The organism is Flavobacterium sp. 1355, assembly GCF_017833415.1.
In the GTDB taxonomy this organism is placed as follows: Bacteria; Bacteroidota; Bacteroidia; order Flavobacteriales; family Flavobacteriaceae; genus Flavobacterium.
The window spans coordinates 58522-79797 of the sequence record NZ_JAFICC010000016.1 but is presented as its reverse complement, the minus strand read 5'-3'; the positions used below and the strand labels follow the sequence as shown (position 1 = coordinate 79797).

At 32.3% G+C, this 21276-nt stretch carries 23 protein-coding genes; 13 read left to right on the top strand and 10 right to left on the bottom strand.

Going from position 1 to position 21276, the window contains the following annotated elements; all coding sequences use genetic code 11:
* Position 1: 1 nt before the first annotated feature.
* Genes JOD96_RS19330 through JOD96_RS19310 form a run of 5 tightly spaced genes read left to right on the top strand, consistent with a single transcriptional unit; the run spans position 2 to position 4521 of the window.
* Entirely contained in the window at positions 2–181 is a 180-nt protein-coding gene (locus JOD96_RS19330; protein WP_209565861.1) for a hypothetical protein, read from the top strand.
* Between the two features lie 14 nt (positions 182–195).
* A complete protein-coding gene (locus tag JOD96_RS19325; RefSeq protein WP_116753594.1) occupies positions 196–411 on the top strand; it encodes a DUF350 domain-containing protein in 216 nt (71 codons plus the stop codon).
* A complete protein-coding gene (locus JOD96_RS19320; protein ID WP_209565860.1) occupies positions 404–1924 on the top strand; it encodes a polyamine aminopropyltransferase in 1521 nt (506 codons plus the stop codon). Before JOD96_RS19325 ends, JOD96_RS19320 begins: the two co-directional genes overlap by 8 nt.
* On the top strand, positions 1899–3527 hold the full coding sequence (locus tag JOD96_RS19315; protein WP_209565859.1) for an NAD(P)/FAD-dependent oxidoreductase: 1629 nt from the start codon (positions 1899–1901) through the stop codon (positions 3525–3527). The genes JOD96_RS19320 and JOD96_RS19315 overlap by 26 nt, the downstream gene beginning before the upstream one ends.
* Positions 3505–4521: a hypothetical protein gene (locus tag JOD96_RS19310; protein WP_209565858.1), complete on the top strand. Its 1017-nt coding sequence runs from the start codon at positions 3505–3507 to the stop codon at positions 4519–4521. The genes JOD96_RS19315 and JOD96_RS19310 overlap by 23 nt, the downstream gene beginning before the upstream one ends.
* Positions 4522–4753: 232 nt before the next feature.
* Here the strand turns inward: JOD96_RS19310 and JOD96_RS19305 are convergent, their stop codons facing one another.
* The 3 genes from JOD96_RS19305 to JOD96_RS19295 form a co-directional block, all read right to left on the bottom strand.
* On the bottom strand, positions 4754–5509 hold the full coding sequence (locus JOD96_RS19305; protein WP_209565857.1) for an SGNH/GDSL hydrolase family protein: 756 nt from the start codon (positions 5507–5509) through the stop codon (positions 4754–4756).
* Positions 5510–5575: 66 nt separating this feature from the next.
* Entirely contained in the window at positions 5576–6358 is a 783-nt protein-coding gene (locus tag JOD96_RS19300) for a DUF3050 domain-containing protein (protein ID WP_209565856.1), read from the bottom strand.
* Between the two features lie 86 nt (positions 6359–6444).
* On the bottom strand, positions 6445–7626 hold the full coding sequence (locus JOD96_RS19295; RefSeq protein ID WP_209565855.1) for an acyl-CoA dehydrogenase family protein: 1182 nt from the start codon (positions 7624–7626) through the stop codon (positions 6445–6447).
* Between the two features lie 165 nt (positions 7627–7791).
* Here JOD96_RS19295 and JOD96_RS19290 point away from each other — a divergent pair, with 165 nt between their 5' ends.
* Positions 7792–9537, top strand: coding sequence for a helix-turn-helix domain-containing protein (locus JOD96_RS19290; RefSeq protein ID WP_209565854.1), 1746 nt, complete (start codon positions 7792–7794; stop codon positions 9535–9537).
* Positions 9538–9542: 5 nt separating this feature from the next.
* On the opposite strand, the gene JOD96_RS19285 is transcribed toward JOD96_RS19290, so the two are convergent.
* Genes JOD96_RS19285 through JOD96_RS19275 form a run of 3 tightly spaced genes read right to left on the bottom strand, consistent with a single transcriptional unit; the run spans position 9543 to position 10108 of the window.
* On the bottom strand, positions 9543–9710 hold the full coding sequence (locus JOD96_RS19285) for an rSAM-modified peptide (RefSeq protein WP_209565853.1): 168 nt from the start codon (positions 9708–9710) through the stop codon (positions 9543–9545).
* 52 nt (positions 9711–9762) lie between these two features.
* Positions 9763–9909 (bottom strand): rSAM-modified peptide, encoded by a 147-nt coding sequence (locus tag JOD96_RS19280; RefSeq protein ID WP_209565852.1) that lies wholly within the window; start codon positions 9907–9909, stop codon positions 9763–9765.
* 55 nt (positions 9910–9964) lie between these two features.
* Complete coding sequence (locus tag JOD96_RS19275) at positions 9965–10108, bottom strand: rSAM-modified peptide (protein WP_209565851.1); 144 nt, start codon at positions 10106–10108, stop codon at positions 9965–9967.
* Positions 10109–10466: 358 nt separating this feature from the next.
* On the opposite strand from JOD96_RS19275, the gene JOD96_RS19270 reads away from it, so the two are divergent.
* The 6 genes from JOD96_RS19270 (at position 10467) to JOD96_RS19245 (ending at position 18001) form a co-directional block, all read left to right on the top strand.
* Positions 10467–11930 carry a vitamin K epoxide reductase family protein gene (locus tag JOD96_RS19270; RefSeq protein ID WP_245188453.1) on the top strand — a complete coding sequence of 488 codons (1464 nt, stop codon included), beginning with the start codon at positions 10467–10469 and terminating at the stop codon, positions 11928–11930.
* A 71-nt stretch (positions 11931–12001) separates the two neighbouring features.
* Complete coding sequence (locus JOD96_RS19265; protein ID WP_209565849.1) at positions 12002–12181, top strand: hypothetical protein; 180 nt, start codon at positions 12002–12004, stop codon at positions 12179–12181.
* Positions 12182–12233: 52 nt separating this feature from the next.
* Complete coding sequence (locus JOD96_RS19260) at positions 12234–12473, top strand: hypothetical protein (protein ID WP_209565848.1); 240 nt, start codon at positions 12234–12236, stop codon at positions 12471–12473.
* A gap of 343 nt (positions 12474–12816) precedes the next feature.
* Positions 12817–15009 carry a peptidase domain-containing ABC transporter gene (locus JOD96_RS19255; protein WP_209565847.1) on the top strand — a complete coding sequence of 731 codons (2193 nt, stop codon included), beginning with the start codon at positions 12817–12819 and terminating at the stop codon, positions 15007–15009.
* Between the two features lie 2 nt (positions 15010–15011).
* Complete coding sequence (locus JOD96_RS19250) at positions 15012–16307, top strand: HlyD family secretion protein (protein ID WP_209565846.1); 1296 nt, start codon at positions 15012–15014, stop codon at positions 16305–16307.
* Between the two features lie 41 nt (positions 16308–16348).
* Positions 16349–18001: a S41 family peptidase gene (locus JOD96_RS19245; protein ID WP_209565845.1), complete on the top strand. Its 1653-nt coding sequence runs from the start codon at positions 16349–16351 to the stop codon at positions 17999–18001.
* 50 nt (positions 18002–18051) lie between these two features.
* Here the strand turns inward: JOD96_RS19245 and JOD96_RS19240 are convergent, their stop codons facing one another.
* The 4 genes from JOD96_RS19240 to JOD96_RS19225 form a co-directional block, all read right to left on the bottom strand.
* Positions 18052–18759, bottom strand: a complete 708-nt coding sequence (locus tag JOD96_RS19240; RefSeq protein ID WP_209565844.1) for a tRNA1(Val) (adenine(37)-N6)-methyltransferase — start codon at positions 18757–18759, stop codon at positions 18052–18054.
* A 108-nt stretch (positions 18760–18867) separates the two neighbouring features.
* Positions 18868–19218, bottom strand: a complete 351-nt coding sequence (locus JOD96_RS19235; RefSeq protein ID WP_209565843.1) for a four helix bundle protein — start codon at positions 19216–19218, stop codon at positions 18868–18870.
* Between the two features lie 153 nt (positions 19219–19371).
* A complete protein-coding gene (gene rimM / locus JOD96_RS19230; RefSeq protein WP_209565842.1) occupies positions 19372–19896 on the bottom strand; it encodes a ribosome maturation factor RimM in 525 nt (174 codons plus the stop codon).
* A 15-nt stretch (positions 19897–19911) separates the two neighbouring features.
* The gene (locus tag JOD96_RS19225) at positions 19912–20484 is read right to left on the bottom strand and encodes a 30S ribosomal protein S16 (RefSeq protein ID WP_209565841.1); all 573 of its coding nucleotides are present in this window, start codon (positions 20482–20484) and stop codon (positions 19912–19914) included.
* A gap of 206 nt (positions 20485–20690) precedes the next feature.
* Here JOD96_RS19225 and JOD96_RS19220 point away from each other — a divergent pair, with 206 nt between their 5' ends.
* On the top strand, positions 20691–21167 hold the full coding sequence (locus tag JOD96_RS19220) for a DUF6252 family protein (protein ID WP_209565840.1): 477 nt from the start codon (positions 20691–20693) through the stop codon (positions 21165–21167).
* The last annotated feature ends 109 nt before the right edge of the window (positions 21168–21276 follow it).

Here is a 21276-nt window from a genome sequence, read left to right as displayed (position 1 = left end):
AATGAAAAAAATTACAGATTTTATGTATAACAATCTCGCTCCGATCTTAATTGGTCTCTTTTGCTTTGGGTGTTATATTTATTTTGCATTGGCAGGAAACCGAATCTGCGATTGTGAAACTACAGAAAAATTTAGCTCGGCAGGAAGCCGCACGTCATATAACCGCTTTTATCATAAATAAAACATTTAACAAATATGGAATTAATACATGCACAGCCAATAGTCAATTCGATTATTTATTCTTTTTTAGGAATTGTTATTCTTTTAGTAGGTTATTTTATAATTGAAAAAATTACACCGGAAAATACCTGGAAAGAGGTTGTAGAAAAAAATAATGTTGCAGTTGCTATTGTTTTGGCAGCGTTTATCATTGGAATTGCAATGATTATTAGTGCCGCAATTCATGGGTAAGAAATTTTTAAGATTTGAATTCCTCTTACTTTTTGCTGTATTTGTAATTGCAACCTGCGGACTTGTTTACGAACTTGTTGCAGGGACTCTTGCAAGTTATTTGCTGGGCGATTCAGTAAAACAATTCTCGTTTATAATTGGTGTATACTTATTTTCGATGGGTATAGGCTCTTTTTTTTCTAAATTTTTCAATAAAAACCTACTGAATACTTTCGTTGAAATCGAAATTCTGGTTGGTTTAATAGGAGGTTTAAGCTCAGTAATTTTATTTTTATTGTTTGAGAGCGTAGCATCTTTTCAGTTTATATTATATCTGCTTGTTTTTGTAACGGGCTTTTTGGTAGGACTGGAAATTCCTTTGTTAATGAATATTTTAAAGGACAAGGTTGAGTTTAAAGATTTGGTTTCAAATGTTTTTACTTTTGATTATATCGGAGCCTTGCTGGCATCCATACTTTTTCCTTTAATATTAGTTCCCAAACTAGGAATAATGGGAACTTCCTTATTCTTCGGAATGATTAATATCAGTATTGCAATTGTCTTGTGTTTTCTTTTAAAATCCCAATTAAAAAGAAGTTATTTCTTAAAGACAAAAGCTATATTTTCATTTTTGCTGCTTTTGGTTGTTTTTATATTTTCTGAAAATATTTTATCCTATTCAGAAGGCAAATTATATGGAGAAAATATTATTTATACCAATTCAACGCCCTATCAGCGTATTGTTTTAACACATAATAAAAGCGATTACAGACTATATTTAAACAACAATCTTCAGTTTAGTTCAGCCGATGAATACCGTTATCATGAGGCTTTGGTGCATCCGGTAATGTCTATTGCAAAAAGTGCAAAAAGTGTTTTGGTTTTGGGTGGAGGAGATGGATTGGCTGTGCGTGAAATCCTAAAATATAAAGAGGTTGAAAAAGTAACTTTAGTCGATTTAGATGAAGGAATGACCAGGCTTTTTAAGACCAATAAAATATTGACAGGATTTAATCAAAACTCCCTTAATAATAAAAAAGTTATTGTTATTAATACAGATGCTTATATCTGGGCAAAGAGCTGCAAAGAAAAATTTGACGTTGCGATTATTGATTTTCCGGACCCGTCCAATTACAGTTTAGGAAAGTTATATTCATTAAATTTTTACCAGACAATAAAAACAATTTTAGAACCAGATGCCGCTGTTGTGATACAAACCACTTCTCCTTATTTTGCACCAAAATCATTTTGGTGTATCAATAAAACAGTGATGCAGGTTTTTCCGCAAGTTGATGCTTATCATGCTTATGTTCCGTCTTTTGGAGAATGGGGATATACGATTGCAGTAAACGGTTTCGGAGTGACTTTTAATGACGTAAACCGAAAGGCACCCGGGTTGAAATTCTATAATTATCAATTTGACAGATTTAATTATTTTACCAATGACATGATTTCAAATCAAATTGAGATTAATCGTCTGGATAACCAAATATTAGTACGCTATTTTGATGAAGAGTGGGGAAAATTGCAATAAATCAAGAAGGAATTTTATAAAAGGGATTACAGCATCATTATTGCTGGTTCCTTTTTTGCAGTTTTGTACTGATAAAGTTGCAGTTTTAATGATACGCTTATCCGGGACCAAACATCTTCTGGGACATAAATTATGGATTAAGGATTTTCCCGAACCAACTTCTCAAAAAAGGACTTCCTTTCTTATTGTCGGTGGAGGAATATCTGGACTGAGTGCAGCACGCCAGTTAACAAAAAAAGGGATTTCTGATTTTATTTTGGTTGAATTAGAAAGTCATTTAGGTGGGAATTCTTCAAATGGTGAGAATCAATATTCAAAATATCCTTTAGGGGCTCATTATTTGCCTTTGCCTAATTTTCACGATAAAGAATTATTAAATTTTTTAGAAGAGGAAAAGATTATAGTTGGGTATGATGCCAATAAACTTCCTGTATTTGATGAGCTTCAGCTTACTTTTGCTCCTAATGAACGTTTATTTTATAAAAACAGCTGGCAGGAAGGAGTGGTTCCTAAAGAAGGAAATACAATTGAGCAGGACTTAGAACTGAAAGCTTTTTTTAAACAGATGGATGCTTTTAGAATTGCAAAAGGCAAAGACGGAAAGTTCTTGTTTGATATTCCGCTTTACCTTTCTTCTGCAGACCAAAACACCAGAAATTTAGACAAAATAACGATGAAAGAATGGTTCGGAAAAAATAATTTCAAATCAGAACCTTTGTATAATTATATCGATTATTGCTGTAAAGATGATTTTGGACTAGGAATTGAATATGTTTCGGCCTGGGCAGGAATTCATTATTTTGCCGGACGAAAACAAGATGCGACATCTGACAAAAAAGACAGCGTTTTAACATGGCCTGAAGGGAATGCAAGACTGGCAACCCATTTAAGGAAATATTCTAAAGACAAAGCATTAAAAAACCATTTGGTTTACGATCTTAAAATCAAGGATAAAAAGATAATTGCTAAAATTTTTGACAACAGCAAAAAGACCTCTGTTGAAATTATTGCTGACAAAGTAATAATGGCCACACCGCAATTTGTAAATCAATATATTATAAAAAACAGGAAACAGTTTACAACTGATTTTCATTATACTCCATGGCTTTTGGCAACACTCGTTGTTTCTGATTTATCGGATAATTTTAGTTTTCCCTTATCTTGGGATAACGTCATTTATGGATCAAAAGGATTGGGTTATGTTTACGATCAGCATCAATCTTTAAATCAGATTCAGAATAAAAAAGTAATTACTTATTATTATAGCTTTTCTGGTCCTGATTTAAAAAAAATAAGAAAAGAAATTTATAAAAAGAAAACAGAGTACTGGAAACAGATGGTATTTGACGATTTAAGAATTGCCCATCCCGATATTGAAAGTGTTACAGAAGAAATGAATGTCTTTGTTTTAGGTCACGGAATGATTAGCCCCGTTCCGGGTTTTATATTTGGCGAAAGCAAAAAGCAAGCATCAAAAAATATTGAAAAATTAGTGTATTTTGCTCACACTGATTTGTCAGGAATATCTGTTTTTGAAGAAGCTTTTCATCACGGAATTAATGTTATAAATCAGATTTTACATGAGACAGCCCTGGATTCATAAATTTAAGACAGATTTCTTTTTTATAATCGGGCCATCCTTTTTTGTGCTGGCGGTTATTTTTCTGTTTCAGGATTTTTTGTCTGAAATTGAGAATAAATATTCATTTTATACATGGCTTTTTTTAATCGTTTTTATAGATGTTGCACATGTTTATGCCACATTGTTCAAAACTTATTTTGTAAAAAAAGAATTTGAGAAAAGAAAGAAGCTGCTAACGGTTTTGCCTCTGTTATGTTTTTTGATTGGATTTATTCTTTTTGCTTTTGGCAGTATTATATTTTGGTCATTTTTAGCTTATGTTGCCGTTTATCATTTCATTAGACAGCAATATGGTTTTATGCGCCTATATGCAAGACAGGAAGAAAAAACCTCATTATCTGTCTGTATAGATAATCTGGCAATCTATTCTTCGACAGGATATCCTATGTTGTATTGGTTTTTATCATCTCCAAGAAAATTCAATTGGTTTGTTGAAAACGAATTTTTTCATTTTCATAATGAGTTGATTTTATCAATTGCATTTTGGATTTACATTAGTGTTTTTTTGATATATATAGTCTATACTTTGAGATACAGTTTGAAAAGAAGATTTTTTAATATTCCTAAAAACGCCATTGTGTTAGGTACGGCACTTTCCTGGTATTTTGGGATTGTTTATTTTGATAATGACTTGATTTTTACATTGCTTAATGTAGTTTCTCATGGAATTCCATATATGGCACTAGTTTATTTTAAAGAAATAGATGGTAAAACAGACTTAGAATTGGGTGTTTTGCGTTATTTTAAAAAGTACAGAGGGATTGTTATTTATGCAGCAATTCTATTGTTTATCGCTTTTACAGAAGAATTTCTTTGGGAAATTTTTGTGTGGAATGAAAACATTACAGCGATAAACTTCTCCGGCTGGGAGTTTTTTGCGGTTCCATTACTAAGTGTTCCACAATTTACCCATTATCTCTTAGACGGATTTATATGGAAATCCGGGAAAAATTAATGCTTGAACTCGAATTTATTTTTGCGTTATTTTGTCTTAATTTAATACAATAAAGACCTTTTCGGATATTCAAAAACCCTGATTTTATTTAATTTCCGTTTAAAAATTAATGAACATGGAAAATATAAATAAATCAGAAATGATCCGTAATAATCGGGTATCAAGATTGTTATGGTTTGCGCTTGGAGCTATTTCGTCTTTTTTAGGTAGCTTACTACTTTTAAGTTAAATTTTAATTTCGAAATGTACTTTTTACCGCTGGGAGCATTTTTTCTACAAATAACTTGTATGCATATTCAGACGGGTGTAAAACATCTTTAGCAACCAGATCGGGATTTTTGAGTCCCTGACGGGTTATCTCTGTTATGTTTATAAATACAACATCTTTGATTTTGCAATAATTTTCTGCAAAAGAATTGTAGTTATTAATTTCTGAGGAAATTTTATCTGTCTGTCCCTGCATCATACTTACTCCAAAAGGAGTATAAGCATAATCTGGTATCGAAAGGACAATTACATCTTTAGCATTGCCTTTAGCAAGTTCTATAGCTTTGTTTAGTAGTTCTGGAAATTCTTTTTCGTATAGAGAAAAATCCCTTCCCTGATATTGGTTATTTACACCAATCAATAAAGTAACCAAATCATAATCAGATTTAGGATTTTGGGTGTTTATTGCTGAAAGTAAATTAGATGTTGTCCAGCCTGTTGTTGCAATTACTTTTAATGAAAAGCTGGTCTGAGGATAAATTGCGTTTAAGCTTGCTTTGAGCTGTTCGGGATATCTGCACGTTTCACACACACTTTGACCAATCGTATAACTGTCTCCCAAGGCCAAATAATTTATTGAATTTGCTATTGGAGTTGTTGTATTTGGGGGCAATACTGGTGCTGGCGCAGTACTATTTTCTAAAGCTGTTTCATCAGAACTGCAGCTAAGAAGAAATATTGACAAAAAAATAGTAACTATTTGTTTGAACTCTGTTTTCATAATTTGAGTAAATTAAGTTTTGGGACATTCTAAACAAATAGTTACGTTAAAATTATAGTTTTGGTTTTATACCATTTCTGTTTTCAGGAGAATTTCTTCTTCGATAGCGTTCCAAAGTCCAATTCTTTTTTCCAGTGCTAAAATTGAAATTTCTTCAACTTCTTTCCATTTCTGAACATCATCTTCGCAAAGATCAGTAATCATTTGCATTGCCATTGGGCCGTGTTCATCAGCATCGAGTTCGATGTGTCTTTCAAAATAATAAATTAATTTACTTAAATCGGTATCCGGCAGGTTTTTCTGAAAATTATTCAGGATTTCGGTAAACATGCTTGGGATCAGATCTTCTCTTCCAAAAGTAAAAGCAGCCGCGATTTCGTGTGGTTTACCCTGCTCAATAACTCTAAAGGTAAAATCTAAAAATGATTTCACATTCGGATGTAAAGAACTCTGTTTAATCGCAACAAATATATTGTGTAATGAATGTACTTCAGAAAGAAATTTATTGATTCCGGTTGTATCTGCGCCAAAATCTTCCATCGCTTCCAGGTACATTTCGTAGTGACTTTGTCTTCTTCCGTCAATCGTCAGATCGGTTTCCTCGGCAAGTACGATTTCGTTTATTAAATATCGGGTTTCAGGATTTTTGGTAGCAAACCACGGTGTAGTTGTACACGTCAGTTTTGCTTGTAAAGCTTTTAACAATGACATAAAATCCCACACAGCAAAAACATGGTTTTCTGTAAAACTATGTAAATCATCAATAGTCTGAATTTTATTATATAAAGAATGTTGTAAAAGCTGCTCTTTTTGAGGTTGAATGCTATTGTTTATTGTTTCAATATTCATTAGGGGTAAATTTTGCTGCAAATATAAAAAGCTTCCTCATACAAGGAAGCTTTTTATATTGTTTTTCTATATGTTATAATAGTTGTTTACGATTTAAATGCTGGAATTCCAGTTACATCCATTCCTGTAATCAACAAATGAATATCATGGGTGCCTTCATAAGTAATTACACTCTCAAGGTTCATCATGTGTCTCATAATAGAATATTCACCCGTAATTCCCATTCCTCCCAACATTTGTCTGGCTTCACGCGCAATATGAATCGCCATATCGACATTGTTTCTTTTTGCCATCGAAATCTGAGCAGTTGTTGCTTTTCCTTCATTTCTCAAAACACCCAAACGCCAGGTCAGCAATTGTGCTTTTGTGATTTCGGTAATCATTTCGGCTAATTTTTTTTGCTGTAATTGAGTACCGCCAATTGGTTTTCCAAACTGGATTCTTTCTTTTGCATAGCGCAGTGCAGTATCATAGCAATCCATTGCTGCTCCAATAGCACCCCACGCAATTCCGTATCGCGCCGAATCTAAGCATCCAAGCGGAGCACCTAAACCGGATTTATTTGGTAAAAGGTTTTCTTTGGGAACTTTTACATTATCAAAAATTAATTCTCCAGTAGAAGAAGCACGAAGCGACCATTTATTGTGAGTTTCCGGAGTTGAAAATCCTTCCATGCCACGCTCTACTATCAAACCATGAATTCTTCCCTCTTCATTTTTTGCCCAAACAACGGCAATATCAGCAAAAGGAGCATTAGAAATCCACATTTTGGCACCATTTAAAAGATAGTGGTCTCCCATATCTTTAAAATTAGTAATCATGCTTCCGGGATCAGAACCATGATCCGGCTCCGTTAAACCAAAGCAGCCCATGAATTCGCCTGTGGCCAATTTTGGAAGATATTTCATCCTTTGTTCTTCATTACCGTATTTCCAAATCGGATACATTACCAAAGAAGATTGTACAGAAGAGGTTGATCTTACTCCAGAATCTCCCCGCTCAATCTCCTGCATAATTAGACCATAAGAAATCTGATCTAATCCCGCACCTCCGTATTCAACAGGAATATAAGGGCCGAAACCGCCAATTTCTCCAAGTCCTTTTATAATTTGTTTTGGAAATTCAGCCTTTTGAGCATATTCTTCTATAATTGGAGAAACTTCTCTTTTTACCCATGCACGTGCAGAATCACGAACTAATTTATGCTCGTCGGTCAATAAGTCGTCTAGGTTGTAATAATCTGGAGCTTGAAATAAGTCTGGTTTCATTTTTGTTAGTTTTACTAAAACAAATTTACGTAATAAAAATATAACAAAACTAAGCTAAATTGTTATATTTTTACAAAATAAAAAACAAATAAATACGAATAAGACGAATTAATACTAGTTTATTGGTATTATATAAACTATTTTTGAGTTTCAAAAACAATATAAATGAGGCTGATCATCTCTTTTTTGCTTTTTTTTGTTCTATCCAATTCTTTTGCTCAACAAAAGAGAGAATTGACAGAACAAGAATATTTAATATTACAGGACAAAATACGGCGAAGCTCGGGCACTAATATAGACAGTGCTTTTGCATACACCAATAAAATGCTGGAATCTGGTGAAAATAAGCATTTGACTTTTGCCAATGTGTCATTGGCATATCTGTATCAGCTAAAAGGGAATATTGCAAAATCTAAGGAAAAATATCTGCTGGCATTTAAATATCTTGATAAAATGCCCGAATCGAGAGATAAAACTCAGCTTAAATCGTATCTCTATAATTATGGTGGATTAATAGAATGGAAGAGAGGGAACTATAGTGAAGCACTGGAAAATTACCAGACAGGGATAAAACTTTCTACACAATTAGGGGATATTATTCAAATAGTAAAATTTAAAAGCAATATTTCCTTAATAAATGAATCAGTTGGTAATTACCAATTGGCGATAAAGAATTTAAAACAGCTCAATAGTTTTATAGATCAGAATGAAAGTTCTTTTACGAAGGATTTATTCCATACTTTAAAGAGTAATAACAACCTAACTTTGGCAGGTTCATACGAAGGATGGTATCTAAAAAATAAAACTCAGACCTATTTATTAGATTCTGCTGCGTATTATTACAAAAAAACAGTTTCTTATTCTCAGGATTTCCCACTTAATAACATTATGGCCAAAATAAGCCTGGGAAATGTTTATTATATGAAGAATGATTTCCAAAATGCTGAAAAAACATATTATGATATTATCTTCTTTGCTAAACAAAATAATATGAAAAGAGAATATAAAATTGCCAACTATAATCTTGGTAATTTATATTTTGAAACAAAAAAATATGATAAGGCACTGGTGTTTTTTAAAAGGGTGGATTCTGTTTCTATGATTAGTAACATCAAGGACGAAAGCTTTTTAAAATCAAATTATTATCAGGCAAAAATCTATAATGTACGTAAGGAGCCGGAATTGGCTTTTAAACATTCAAAAATTTACCTTGATAATTATGAAAAATCAGAAGCAAAATTAAGTAACGAAGCTTTAGAAGTAAACTATAAGTTGGGCGTTGGAGACTTAAGTGAAGAAATGATAACCATTCAGGACAAGTATGAAAAAGATGTTTTGCTGAATAAGGCTCTAAGAGTATTTTATGTTTTACTTGTAATTGGAATTGTATTTCTTTTGATAAAAAACATACGGGATAAAAACAAGGCGCATAAAAAGATGAATGCCTTAATAGAAGAATTTAAAGCCAACCTGGAGAAAAAAGACCATCCTGAAATTAAAACAGCCTTAGTTGCAAACGAAGAAAATGTCATTCATAAAAAAGAGAATGTCAATTTGAGTATTGATGAAGCTAAAGAAAATAAAATTGTTGAAAAATTACTGGCTTTAGAAAACAAACTCGAATACTTAAATGCCGATTTTACTTTGTCTTATGCCGCCAAAAAGATAAAAACAAATACCACATATTTGTCTTATGTAGTAAATAAAAGATTTGGTAAATCTTTTGGAGAATATTCTAATGAGCTCAAAATTAATTATGTAATCAACGAGATGATTACAAATCATATGTACCGTAAATATTCAACTCAGGCTATTGCAGAAAGCGTCGGATTTAAAAACGCTGTTTCATTTGCTAAATCATTTCGCAAAAGAACTGGAGTATCTCCAGCTCAGTTTGCGAATAATATTTAATGAATTTATTTAGTAATTTCAGTAGAACTTAAAGGAATTCCGGTTCCACCCCCGCCTCCACGAACAGGGTCTTTTCCGTCTATTGGATCTTCACCACCTCTTACCTTTTTTTTTTGTTTTGGTGATAATTTTTCAGATTTAAAATCTTCGAAGTTTAATTTTTTATTTCCCATGTCTATATTTATTGTGGTTAGTTTTTATTTAAAGTTTGGTAGTGATTAGGAATCAAAGAGTTCCGGTTCCGCCTCCTCCTCCACGAATGGGGTCTTTTCCATCTATATCAGAACCATCCCCGCCTTGTATTGTTTTTTGTTGTTTTTTAGATAACTGTTCAGTCTCAAAATCTTCAAAATTTAATCTTTTAGTTGTCATAATTCGATATATTAAAATTTATTTTTTTTGTAATTACTCTTTTTTTGAATAAACTTTATGGTGTTCCGGTACCACCTCCACCACCTCGAATTGGATCTTTTTCATCTTCAGGAACGTCTCCTCCGATTACAGTTTTTTGTTGGTTTTTGGATAATTTTTCAGTTGTAAAATCTTCGAATTTTAATTTTTTTTTTGTCATGTTTTTAAATGTTGTCGTTTAACTTTTTCAAAACTAGACAAAAACCAAAACCCTTAATCGAGATTACTCTTTTTGAGTTTTTGCAAACAATAAATTTAGTATAAATAATTGAAAAACAATAATTTAGGTACATTAATCTGACTGGTATAATTTATAAATTGTATGTACTATAATTAATAAAAAGTATATATAAGCGCATTTTTTTCAAATAAAAACCACAATATTTGCATCGTAGTTATGAATTAAACGGCTCGAAAAGATGTTAAAACTGGTTCAGAAATTTCTTCTAATTAACAAATACTCGGATATAAAAAATGAGTTCAAAGATTTGTTTCTCTCTCATCCAAATTATCCAAGTTTGTTTGCGATAACAGACTCTTTGGATTTGTTGTCTGTGGAGAATGCTGCAGTAAGGGTTTCGAAAGAACAAATCGAAAACCTACCGACTAATTTTTTAGCTTATTTTAAAGAAGAGCTTACTTTGGTAGAAAGAGCAAAAAACTTTGTTCGCATTGATACTGAAAAAAAAGGAAATCAAAAAATATCATATGATAATTTCCTTTTGGACTGGAATGGGGTAATTGTAGCAATTGAACCAAATAATATTGTAGGGAGAGAAAGTTTAAAAAATGAATACAGAAATATTAGATACTATGTTCCGTTATTTCTTTTGGTTGGTTTGTCATTTTTTTATCATTCTTATAATTTATATAGCTCAATATTTTTAGCTACATCGCTTTTAGGATTGATTATTAGCATTTTTATTGTTCAGGAAAAATTAGGTTTTAAAAATAATATCATTTCAAAGTTTTGCAATCTGACTCCAAATACATCTTGTGACTCGGTAATTAATTTTGAAGGTACAAATAAGCAAATAGTTGGATTTTCAGATTTGCCTTTACTGTTTTTTAGTGCAAGTTTTTTGGCAATCCTGATTAGACCTTTAGAATCGTCAATTATTATAGGTTTTTTAAGTCTATTGGTAATCCCGGTTATCGTAACATCAGTGTGGATTCAGAAATATGAAATTCAAAAATGGTGTGTAATGTGTCTGGCTGTTTCGTTCTTAATCTTAATGCAAAGTGCAATATGGTTTGCGTCAGACTTTTTTATATTAAATTTTAGTTTTGAAGTTATTTTTCCATTCCTGTTTTCTTTGGTTTTGCTAACGTTAACCTGGTCAGCTCTTAAACCTGTAATAAAAAACATAATTAGTGATAAAAGTAACTTAAAGGATCTTAAGAAATTTAAGAGAAATTACTCACTGTTGAATTTTTTATCAAAAAAAGTACCTCACATAGTGGGTTTAGATGATTTAAGAGGCCTAAATTTTGGAAATAGAAATGCATTAATAAAGCTTACAATAATTATTAGCCCGAGTTGTGGTCATTGTCATAAAACTTTTCAGGAAGCATTTGATTTGGTTTTAAGATTTCCGGACAAAATATTTTTAAATATATTATTTAATATTAATCCTGAAAATATTGATAATCCGTACAAAATTGTTGTCGAAAGGCTTTTAACGATAAACAGATCGACACCAGGAAAAACGGTAGAAGCAATCTCAGACTGGCATATTAAAAAGATGGGTCTGAAAAAATGGTTGAAAAAATGGCATACAGAACCAGTAAGTATGATGATAAATCAGGAAATACAAAAACAATACGAATGGTGTTCTAAAAATAATTTTAATTATACACCAGTAAAAATTGTAAATGATAAATTATTTCCAAACGAATATGAGCTTAACGAACTGAAATATTTTTTAAACGATTTTATTGAAGAGAAGGAACTTACAGTTTTAGAACAACAGATAGCATAAAATATATACGGACAAAAGCTTCAGTGTCTTTAAAGGTTGAAGTGTTTCTAAATAATAAAAACGAAATTATTATGTTAAAGAATATTTTGAATTTAGAAGGCGCACAAGAACTAAGCGCAAATGAGCAAAAAACAATAATTGGCGGAGATGCGCCGGTTTGTGAGGAAGGTTTGGTTGCCAAGAGATGTACAGAGTTTGGTACAGTACCTTCATATTGGTTATGCGTACCTATTGGAACAAGATATTGTTAATAATATCTATACTAAAATTTAAATGTTTTTAATCTAATATAAAAACTGTAGTATGTTAAAAAATATAATTAACCTGGAAGGAGCTCAAAAGCTAAGTGTAAATGAGCAAAAAAGCATCTTTGGAGGGCTGCCTGTTCAGCCAGCTACGTGTAGATGTTTTTGTTACACATCAAATCATAAGGTAAATGCATATTGCTATACATTATGTCCTGACGGATCAATTCCTGGAATAGAAGAAGGAAGCACAGGAAACTGTGGATATCCTTTTCCTTTAAAGCCTGGATTAGAATAATTTTAGAAATAAACAATTAATTACAATATAAAGCCTTATTTAAAATTTAGTCATGTTTTTTTTGAATTTGTAGGCGCCTAATCGTGGAACATTAGGCAATTTATCCCCGCATTGATGATTGGTGCTGGGATTCTCAGGAAAATTGGTCACTTGGTTGGTTTTATTTGGTTAGGGCTAACCAGTGCCATCTCCTAGAGAAATTATTTTATTATAATTACACTTATATAATTAACAGAGAGAAAATGATTCTCTCTGTTTTTTTTTGATTTAACATATTTAAAAAAGAATCTTCAATTTTTAAGAATTTTTGTATAATATTGCTATCAAATAAACCAATTTAGACTTGAAAAAATTCACAAACTACAAGCAGGCCGATTACAAAGATTGTGGACCGACATGTTTAAAGATAATTGCAAAACATTACGGCAAGACAATCCATATCCAGGAGTTAAGGGACAGCAGTGAAACGACTCGTGAAGGAAGTAATTTGCTTTTTTTGAGCGATGCAGCTGAGAAAATCGGTTTTAGGACTTTGGGTGTCAAATTGAGTTTAGAAAGATTAGAAGAAGCACCATTGCCTTGTATCCTGCACTGGAACAAAAACCATTATGTTGTACTTTATAAAATAAAAAAAGGAACCTATTATATATCAGATCCTGCTTTTGGACTGATAGAATATAATGAGAAAGATTTTCTTAAATTCTGGATAGGAAATAACGCAGACGAATCAACTCAGGAAGGAATTGCATTATTGATTGAAGCAACACCGAAATTTTTTCAGACAGATTTTGATAAAGAAGATAATAAGGGACTCGGTTTCGGGCTACTGTCACAATATGTACTTCGCTATAAGTCATTTCTGATTCAGTTAAGCATCGGGTTGTTGGCCAGTAGCTTGTTACAGTTAATTTTTCCTTTTTTGACACAAAGTATTGTTGACATAGGGATACAAAACCAAAATATTAATTTTATCTATCTCATACTTTTTGCACAGCTATTTCTTTTTGCAGGAAGAACTGGTTTAGAACTTATCAGAAGCTGGATTTTACTCCATCTTTCAACCAGGATAAATATCTCACTTATTTCTGATTTCTTCATTAAGCTAATGAATCTGCCGATTTCATTTTTTGATGTAAGAATGACCGGAGATATCATGCAGCGTATTAATGATCATCGCAGAATTGAACGAATTTTGACAACCTCATCACTAAATGTATTGTTTTCTGTAATCAATATGTTTGTTATGGGAGGGGTGTTGGCTTATTTTAACCTGAAAATATTTTTAGTGTTTTTTGCCGGAAGTGTTCTTTATTTCGGATGGATAACTTTATTCCTGAAAAGAAGGGAAGTTCTGGATTACAAACGTTTTGCCGAAGTCTCACAGGAGCAGAGCAAAGTAATGGAGCTTATAAACGGGATGCAGGAAATAAAGCTGCACAATGCCGAAAAACAGAAACGCTGGGGCTGGGAATATGTGCAGGCAAGATTATTCAGGGTTTCTATAAAAGGACTGGTACTCGAGCAAACACAAACAATAGGTTCTTCTGTAATTAATGAGCTAAAGAATATTTTTATCATTTTTCTTTCGGCTAAACTGGTTATTGATGGCTCCATTACACTAGGGATGATGCTTGCCATTAGTTCGATTGTGGGGAGTTTAAACGGTCCTATAACACAGCTTATTGAATTTGTTCGTGAACTTCAGGATGCAAAAATTTCATTGGCAAGACTGTCTGAAATTCATGAAAAAGAAGATGAAACACAGCAGGAAGTCCATCAGACCACTGATGTTCCTTTTGATGCTGATCTGGAGATAAAAAACCTTTCTTTCCGGTATTTAGGCTCTGACATTCCGGTTTTAGATAATCTGAATTTAGTAATACCGGCCAATAAAGTTACTGCCATAGTTGGCGTTAGCGGAAGCGGAAAAACAACTTTAATGAAGCTGCTGCTCAAATTTTATGAACCGGAAAAAGGAGAAATTAGTATTGGAAATGCGCAATTAAAAAACGTTTCACAAAAAGCATGGAGGGCTAATATTGGTGCCGTTATGCAGGAAGGGTTTATTTTTAGTGATACGATTGCCAATAATATTGCAATTGGTGTTGATAATATTAATAAAGAAAGATTAATGTATGCCGCCGATGTTGCCAATATCAAGGAATATATTAGTGGTTTGCCATTAGGATACAATACTAAAATTGGTTCTGAAGGCACAGGAATGAGTACGGGCCAGAAACAAAGATTACTTATTGCGAGAGCTGTTTATAAGAATCCTGAAATTTTATTTTTTGATGAAGCTACTTCTGCATTAGATGCAAATAATGAAAAAGAAATTATGCGAAAACTGTCTCTTTTCTTCAAAGAAAAAACGGTTGTTGTTATCGCCCACCGATTAAGCACCGTGATGAATGCCGATCAAATAGTAGTTTTAGATAAAGGAAAAATTATTGAAATAGGAAGCCATTCGGCATTAGTAGAGCAAAAAGGGAATTATTTTGAATTGGTTCGAAACCAATTGCAATTAGGAAATTAATCATGGCAGAAGATCATAGTACATTTGAGTTAAGAAGCGAGGAAGTTCAGGACATTCTCACCAAAGTCCCACACTGGATGATACGTTGGGGGACAGTTCTGATATTCACAATTCTGGTGATGCTTTTCTTTGTGTCCTGGTTTATTAAATACCCGGACGTGGTAAATACCGAAATTGTAATTACAACCAATATACCGCCAGAGAAAATAGTTTCTAAAACATCAGGACGAATTGAAGCCATATTAGTTAAGGATAAATCGGTAATAAAAAAACACACAACTCTTGCTATTATTGAAAATACGGCCAATTACCAGGATGTATTTTTATTAAAAAGTATTGTTGATAGTTATAATGTTAATGATCCAAAAAAGGATTTTCCTTTTTCTGCATTAAAAAACGCGCAGTTAGGCGAAATTGAAAGCGCGTATGCTGTTTTTCAAAAAGATTATCAGGCACAAAAATTAAATAAGGACTTACAGCCTTATGAAGTGGAAAGCAGGGCTCAAAGTTCTGAAAACATCCAAATAAAAGAGCGTTTGGAAATCCTTCAGCAGCAAAAGGTAATTAATGAAAGTGAATTGCAGCTTCAAAAAAATGAAGTAGCACGTTTTGAAACGTTATTCAACAAAGGTATTGTATCAACTCAGGAAATGGAAACCAAAAAACTGAGCTACCTTCAGGCGCAAAAGAATTATAAAAACCTCTTATCGTCGATTTCTCAATTAAGGTCATCTTTGATAGATAACACAAAATCGAGCCAGAGTTCACATATAAACAGCACTAAGGAAGAGGTTAACCTTGGGAGAAATATGGCTCAGTCCTTTTATCAGCTAAAAAAAGTGATAAAAGACTGGGAACTTAATTATACACTAAAATCATCCGTTAGCGGTGTCGTAACTTTTTTGCAGGTATGGACAGAAAACCAAACGATAAATTCTGGTGATAATGTTTTTTCGATAGTTCCCGATGCCAGAAATGGTTTTGTTGGAAAAGTAAAAGCTCCGGCATTAAATTCCGGAAAAATAAAAGTGGGACAACGAGTAAATATAAGACTTTCGAATTTTCCGGATAGGGAATTTGGTGTGTTATACGGCAAAATCCGTAATATTTCTTTAGTTCCTGATAAGGATGGAAATCTGTTATTGGATGTTGCACTGCCAAACGGACTGGAAACATCGTATAAAAAACAAATTATTTTCCAGCAGGAAATGAAAGGAAGTGCCGAAATCGTAACTGAAGATTTACGATTACTCGAAAGAATCTTATATCAGTTTAAAAGTATTTTTGAACAGGTTTAAAAAATAACTATAACTATTTAACAACCAAAAACCATTTTCTAATGAAGAAAACTTTGTTTCTTATCCTTATTTTAGTATTTCAAAATGCATTTTCAAAACCCATAACCGAAACCCAAAAGCTCGCTGTAACCTGTAAAGTTTGGGGATTTTTAAAATATTATCACCCAAATGTCGTAGATGGAAGTAAAAACTGGGATGAGCAATTGTTTCAAATTTTACCAAAAGTAGAAGAAGCAAAAACTGCAGAAGCATATTCCTTAATAATTGAAAACTGGATTGTTTCTTTAGGAGAAGTTAAAAATTATACATCTCCTAAATCAGCTTCAAAAATAGAATATTTCGATAAAAATTTTGATTTGTCCTGGTTTTCAAAAAATGAATTATTCTCTAAATCACTTTCCAAAAAATTAAAATTTATTGAAGAAAACAGAATTCAGGGAAAGCAGTTTTATGTTGATTACGAATTGAATAGTGGAAAAGTGCCGCTGCAGTTTAATAATGAGATAAAATACGCCGATTTTAAGTGGACGGATAAAAATTTACGTCTTCTTGCATTGTTTAGATATTGGAATTATATAGAATACTTCTTTCCGTACAAATATCAAATGGATGAAAATTGGGATAAAGTATTAATTAAAATGCTTCCAAGATTTGATGCTCCGGAATCTGAGAAAGATTTTGTTTTGGCAATGCGTGAGATTTCAATAAAACTGAATGATACACATGCATCAACTCAGATGTCTCAATTATTTGAATATTTTGGAGATAAATTTATTCCGGCTGATGTCAAAATTATAGATGAAAAAGCAATTATAGTAAGTTTAAAAAACGATTCATTAGGAAAAATAAATGATTTAAAAGTAGGTGATGTAGTTACAAAAGTTGATGGAAAAACTATTGCTCAACTATTAAAAGAAAATAGAAAATATGTTGAAGGATCAAATGAACCGTCTGTACTAAAGAATGCCTATTGGACAATTTTTAATGGAAAAACATCCTCTGTTGAAGTAGAGTTTGTCCGTGATGGAAAAACAGCGTTAAAATCAATAAATCGTTATAAATATCAAGACTTAAAAATTCAGTTTCCAGATAGAGAAAAATGGAAAATTTTAGAGGATAATATTGGCTATGTTAATTATGATGCATTAGAAGAAAGTGATGTCCCTGCTTTGATCTCTGCACTTAATAATACAAATGCTATTATTTTTGATAATCGTGAACGTCCGCATGATGTTATGTTTGCTATTTCGGACTGGCTAAATTCTGAGCCTAAGGAGTTTGTTAAATTCTTAGATCCAGATGTAAGTTATCCAGGACGTTATTTGTGGAGAAATGAAATTCTAAAGTGTGGTAAAAATAATCCAGAATATTACAAAGGAAAAGTAATTGTTTTAATAAATGAAAAAGCAGTGAGCCACGCAGAATTTAATGCGATGAGTTTGCAAACTGCTCCAAAAGTTAAAGTAATAGGAAGTCAGACAGGAGGTGCAGATGGAGCAAATTATGGATTTCCGATCATTAAAGGATTTTATACTTCGTTTACTTGTTATGGCGTTTTTTATCCCAACAAAAAAGAAACACAGCGAATAGGTATTGTACCTGATATTGTAGTAAAACCAACCATTTTAGGTATTCAGCAAGGTCGAGATGAAGTTTTGGAAAGAGCAATTATTTTTGCTAAAAATGGAAAATAAAACAATTTAAATCTTTGTCAAAGTTTCAAACTTTGACAAAGATATTTTTTTTACATCTTCAAATAAAATTCCTTTGTCAATTCAATATATTCAGGAGTATAAACATGCCTGTCAATTTCGATAATTAGTTCATCGATTTCAATTTCAGAAGTTTTATTTCGGCTAAAAGCCAGTAAAGTGCGCTTGATCTCAGATTTTGGAGTTCCTTTTACTCGTGTAATTTTTATCGGATATAGTTCAGATTCTTTCGCTAGAGCGATAAATTTTTCTTCTTCTTTAAAAGGAATAATTAAAGCGAATATTCCGTTTTCAGAAAGTAATAAATCTGCAACTTCAATTAACTCTTCAAAAGGCATTGCGTCCTGAAAACGTGCTAAATCACGCTGATCGTTTTCTGTTTTATAATCTTCGGCATAAAAAGGGGGATTGGAAACAATCAAATCATACTCATCTTCGGGTTCATCAATAAACTCATCTAAGCCGGCATGAAAACAAAATAAACGTTCTCCCCAAGGCGAATTTTCAAAATTATCGACTGCTTGTTCATAAGCATCCTCATCAATTTCAAGACCATCAATTTGTTCCGCATGAGTACGTTGAGCAAGCATTAAAGCAATGATTCCAGTTCCGGCACCAATATCTAAAATACTAAACGGATTGTGATCTATTGGAGCCCACGCACCTAATAAAACACCATCAGTTCCGACTTTCATAGCGGTTTTATCTTGTTGAATAGAGAATTGCTTAAATTGAAACATATTATAAATCCCAAATTTTTAAAATTCCAAATTCCAATTTGAAAGAAGAAAATTTCAAATGTAAATGGAGTAATTAGAATTGCAAAAGTAAGATTAAAAATTCAATATTTATTTTGAAGTTTTGGTGATTATTGCCGACAGAATCTTTCTTAATTCTTCGACTTCGAATATTAATGAATCTGAAAGTATTCTTTGATCGGGATTTAATTCGTGTAGTAATCTCAACCAAAATTTAGATTCTTTGGCCTCTTTTCGGGATATTTTAAGTCTAAATATTAAATCTTTGTCTCCAAGTTTTTCATTCGCTTCAATATAATTCGCTCCAACAGAACCCGAAGATCTTATTAATTGTTTTCCATCTTCAATATTTGATGTTGTTTTAGATAAAGTTCTAATGTATGCTCGACACTCTTTTGCAAACAAGAAAGTCCTTTCCTCTAAATCGTAGGGTTTAGTCATAGTGTAAATCCAATATTTTAAAATTCTAAATTCAATAAATAGAGTTTAAAAATAGAAATTATATTTGTTTTGAAAGTTTTTTCTTTTAAAAATATTTTAAGAAAATAACTCCTCGTATTGGAATTTGAAATTTAAAAATTTTTGGAATTTTAATTAAAGGTACATCTCAACAAGCCCTTCTGGCAAGTTCATGATTACTTTTTTATTCTCACGGTCAATTTTCACAAGGAAATGATCGATCATCGGAATTAACATTTCAACTTCGCCATTCAAAACTTCAAAAAGAGGTTGAGCAGTAGTGTCGTTAACAGCTGCAATTTTTCCGAAAACGCCTAAGCGCTGGTCTTCGATTTCAAAACCAATAACTTCGTGGAAATAAAACTTGTTGCCGGAAAGTTTTGGCAACATCGTTAAAGGAAGATAAATAGCATTGCCAATAATTGCATCTGCTTCTTCTTCAGTATTCATGTCTTCAAAACGAATTCTAAGAAAATCGTTTTTATGCAGAGAACTTTTTTCAATAAAAAAAGGAACCAGGTGTTTGTTGCATTCAACAAACACTGATTCCAGATTTTCGTATAACTCAGGTTCGTCCGTGTCTAAATAAGCCAGAACTTCACCTTTGAAACTAAATTTTTTAGCGATTTTACCTAAATAAAAACATTCTTCTTTACGCATTACCGCTAAATAAAATTATGCTTCAGTTGTTTCGTTATTCTCTTCAGCTGCAGGAGCTTCTTCAGTAGCAGCTTCCGCTTCAACTTCAGCAACTTCTTCTTCAACTGCAGGAGTTGCAGCAGCGATAGCATCAGCTTCAGCCTGAGCTGCAGCAGCTAAACGTTTAGCGTTAACTTCTTGTTCTGCTTTAAAAGCTTTAGCTTTAGCATCAGCTTGCGCTTTTGTTAAACCTTCTTTTTTAGCATCAACTTTTCCAGCTTTAGCTTCTAACCAAGCAGCTAATTTTGCATCAGCTTGTTCTTGAGTCAAGGCTCCTTTACGGATACCTCCATCAAGGTGGTGTTTCAACAAAGCACCTTTGTAAGAAAGAATTGCTCTGGCAGTATCAGTTGGTTGTGCACCATTGTGTAACCATTTAACTGCGTTGTCAAGGTTTAACTCAACAGTTGCCGGGTTTGTGTTTGGATTGTAAGTACCGATTTTCTCTAAGTATTTACCATCTCTTTTTGAGCGTGCATCTGCAGCTACAACCCAGTAAAAAGGTTTTCCTTTTTTACCGTGTCTTTGTAATCTAATTTTTACTGACATAATCGTATGATTAAATTTTGAGGTACTCGACCTCTGTTAATTAAGGGCGCAAAGATATAATTTTTTTCTGAATACTACGTTCAAATTTATATTAAAAAGCAAAGTTAAGATTTAATGTAAAAATGTATGTTTTTCTAATGTACATTTAGGTTTTCCTTCTATTAATATGATACTTTTGCGTAAATTTTGTTTTAAATACCATATTTATGAAAAAATGGATGTTTCTATTGCCAGTTATTTTGTTTGTAATATCTTGTACAGAAGATATAAAGTTTAATAATCCGGCATTTCAAACCTTAAAAGATAATGTTTTCTGGAGAGCTCAGAATTACAAAGCTTACGTTGCCGGAGATGGTACTGTAACCGTTGAAGGCTATTTAGGTTATGAAAAAATAACTTTAACCACGGCTTCTCCTGCTGTTGGTAGTTACGTTCTGGGAATCGATGATATTTCTAAAGGATATTATATTAATGATTTGCCTGAAAAGAAAAGTGAATTCTCTACAGGTACAGATCAGGGAAATGGTCAGATTACAATTACAGAGTATAATGCTGACAATAAAACAATTTCAGGAACATTCAAATTTACTGCAATAAACTTAAATGAAGATGATGCAGAAAAACCAAAAATAACCTTTACCGAGGGTGTCTTTTATAAAGTACCGCTGACTTCTATTCCCTGACATTAAATGTTGTTACTTTTAACACGTTTTGATGATATTTGGTTTTTAAAATCAAAATAAAAACATAAATAAGCTAATATGTAGTAGATTAGAGAAAAATAAGACTACA

Excerpts from the sequence above, each read along its gene's own strand:
- JOD96_RS19330 (WP_209565861.1), top strand. The coding sequence starts at position 2 with ATGAAAAAAATTACAGATTTTATGTATAACAATCTCGCTCCGATCTTA.
- JOD96_RS19325 (WP_116753594.1), top strand. The coding sequence starts at position 196 with ATGGAATTAATACATGCACAGCCAATAGTCAATTCGATTATTTATTCT.
- JOD96_RS19320 (WP_209565860.1), top strand. The coding sequence starts at position 404 with ATGGGTAAGAAATTTTTAAGATTTGAATTCCTCTTACTTTTTGCTGTA.
- JOD96_RS19315 (WP_209565859.1), top strand. The coding sequence starts at position 1,899 with ATGAAGAGTGGGGAAAATTGCAATAAATCAAGAAGGAATTTTATAAAA.
- JOD96_RS19310 (WP_209565858.1), top strand. The coding sequence starts at position 3,505 with ATGAGACAGCCCTGGATTCATAAATTTAAGACAGATTTCTTTTTTATA.
- JOD96_RS19305 (WP_209565857.1), bottom strand. The coding sequence starts at position 5,509 with ATGAAAACAGAGTTCAAACAAATAGTTACTATTTTTTTGTCAATATTT.
- JOD96_RS19300 (WP_209565856.1), bottom strand. The coding sequence starts at position 6,358 with ATGAATATTGAAACAATAAACAATAGCATTCAACCTCAAAAAGAGCAG.
- JOD96_RS19295 (WP_209565855.1), bottom strand. The coding sequence starts at position 7,626 with ATGAAACCAGACTTATTTCAAGCTCCAGATTATTACAACCTAGACGAC.
- JOD96_RS19290 (WP_209565854.1), top strand. The coding sequence starts at position 7,792 with ATGAGGCTGATCATCTCTTTTTTGCTTTTTTTTGTTCTATCCAATTCT.
- JOD96_RS19285 (WP_209565853.1), bottom strand. The coding sequence starts at position 9,710 with ATGGGAAATAAAAAATTAAACTTCGAAGATTTTAAATCTGAAAAATTA.
- JOD96_RS19280 (WP_209565852.1), bottom strand. The coding sequence starts at position 9,909 with ATGACAACTAAAAGATTAAATTTTGAAGATTTTGAGACTGAACAGTTA.
- JOD96_RS19275 (WP_209565851.1), bottom strand. The coding sequence starts at position 10,108 with ATGACAAAAAAAAAATTAAAATTCGAAGATTTTACAACTGAAAAATTA.
- JOD96_RS19265 (WP_209565849.1), top strand. The coding sequence starts at position 12,002 with ATGTTAAAGAATATTTTGAATTTAGAAGGCGCACAAGAACTAAGCGCA.
- JOD96_RS19260 (WP_209565848.1), top strand. The coding sequence starts at position 12,234 with ATGTTAAAAAATATAATTAACCTGGAAGGAGCTCAAAAGCTAAGTGTA.
- JOD96_RS19250 (WP_209565846.1), top strand. The coding sequence starts at position 15,012 with ATGGCAGAAGATCATAGTACATTTGAGTTAAGAAGCGAGGAAGTTCAG.
- JOD96_RS19245 (WP_209565845.1), top strand. The coding sequence starts at position 16,349 with ATGAAGAAAACTTTGTTTCTTATCCTTATTTTAGTATTTCAAAATGCA.
- JOD96_RS19240 (WP_209565844.1), bottom strand. The coding sequence starts at position 18,759 with ATGTTTCAATTTAAGCAATTCTCTATTCAACAAGATAAAACCGCTATG.
- JOD96_RS19235 (WP_209565843.1), bottom strand. The coding sequence starts at position 19,218 with ATGACTAAACCCTACGATTTAGAGGAAAGGACTTTCTTGTTTGCAAAA.
- rimM (WP_209565842.1), bottom strand. The coding sequence starts at position 19,896 with ATGCGTAAAGAAGAATGTTTTTATTTAGGTAAAATCGCTAAAAAATTT.
- JOD96_RS19225 (WP_209565841.1), bottom strand. The coding sequence starts at position 20,484 with ATGTCAGTAAAAATTAGATTACAAAGACACGGTAAAAAAGGAAAACCT.
- JOD96_RS19220 (WP_209565840.1), top strand. The coding sequence starts at position 20,691 with ATGAAAAAATGGATGTTTCTATTGCCAGTTATTTTGTTTGTAATATCT.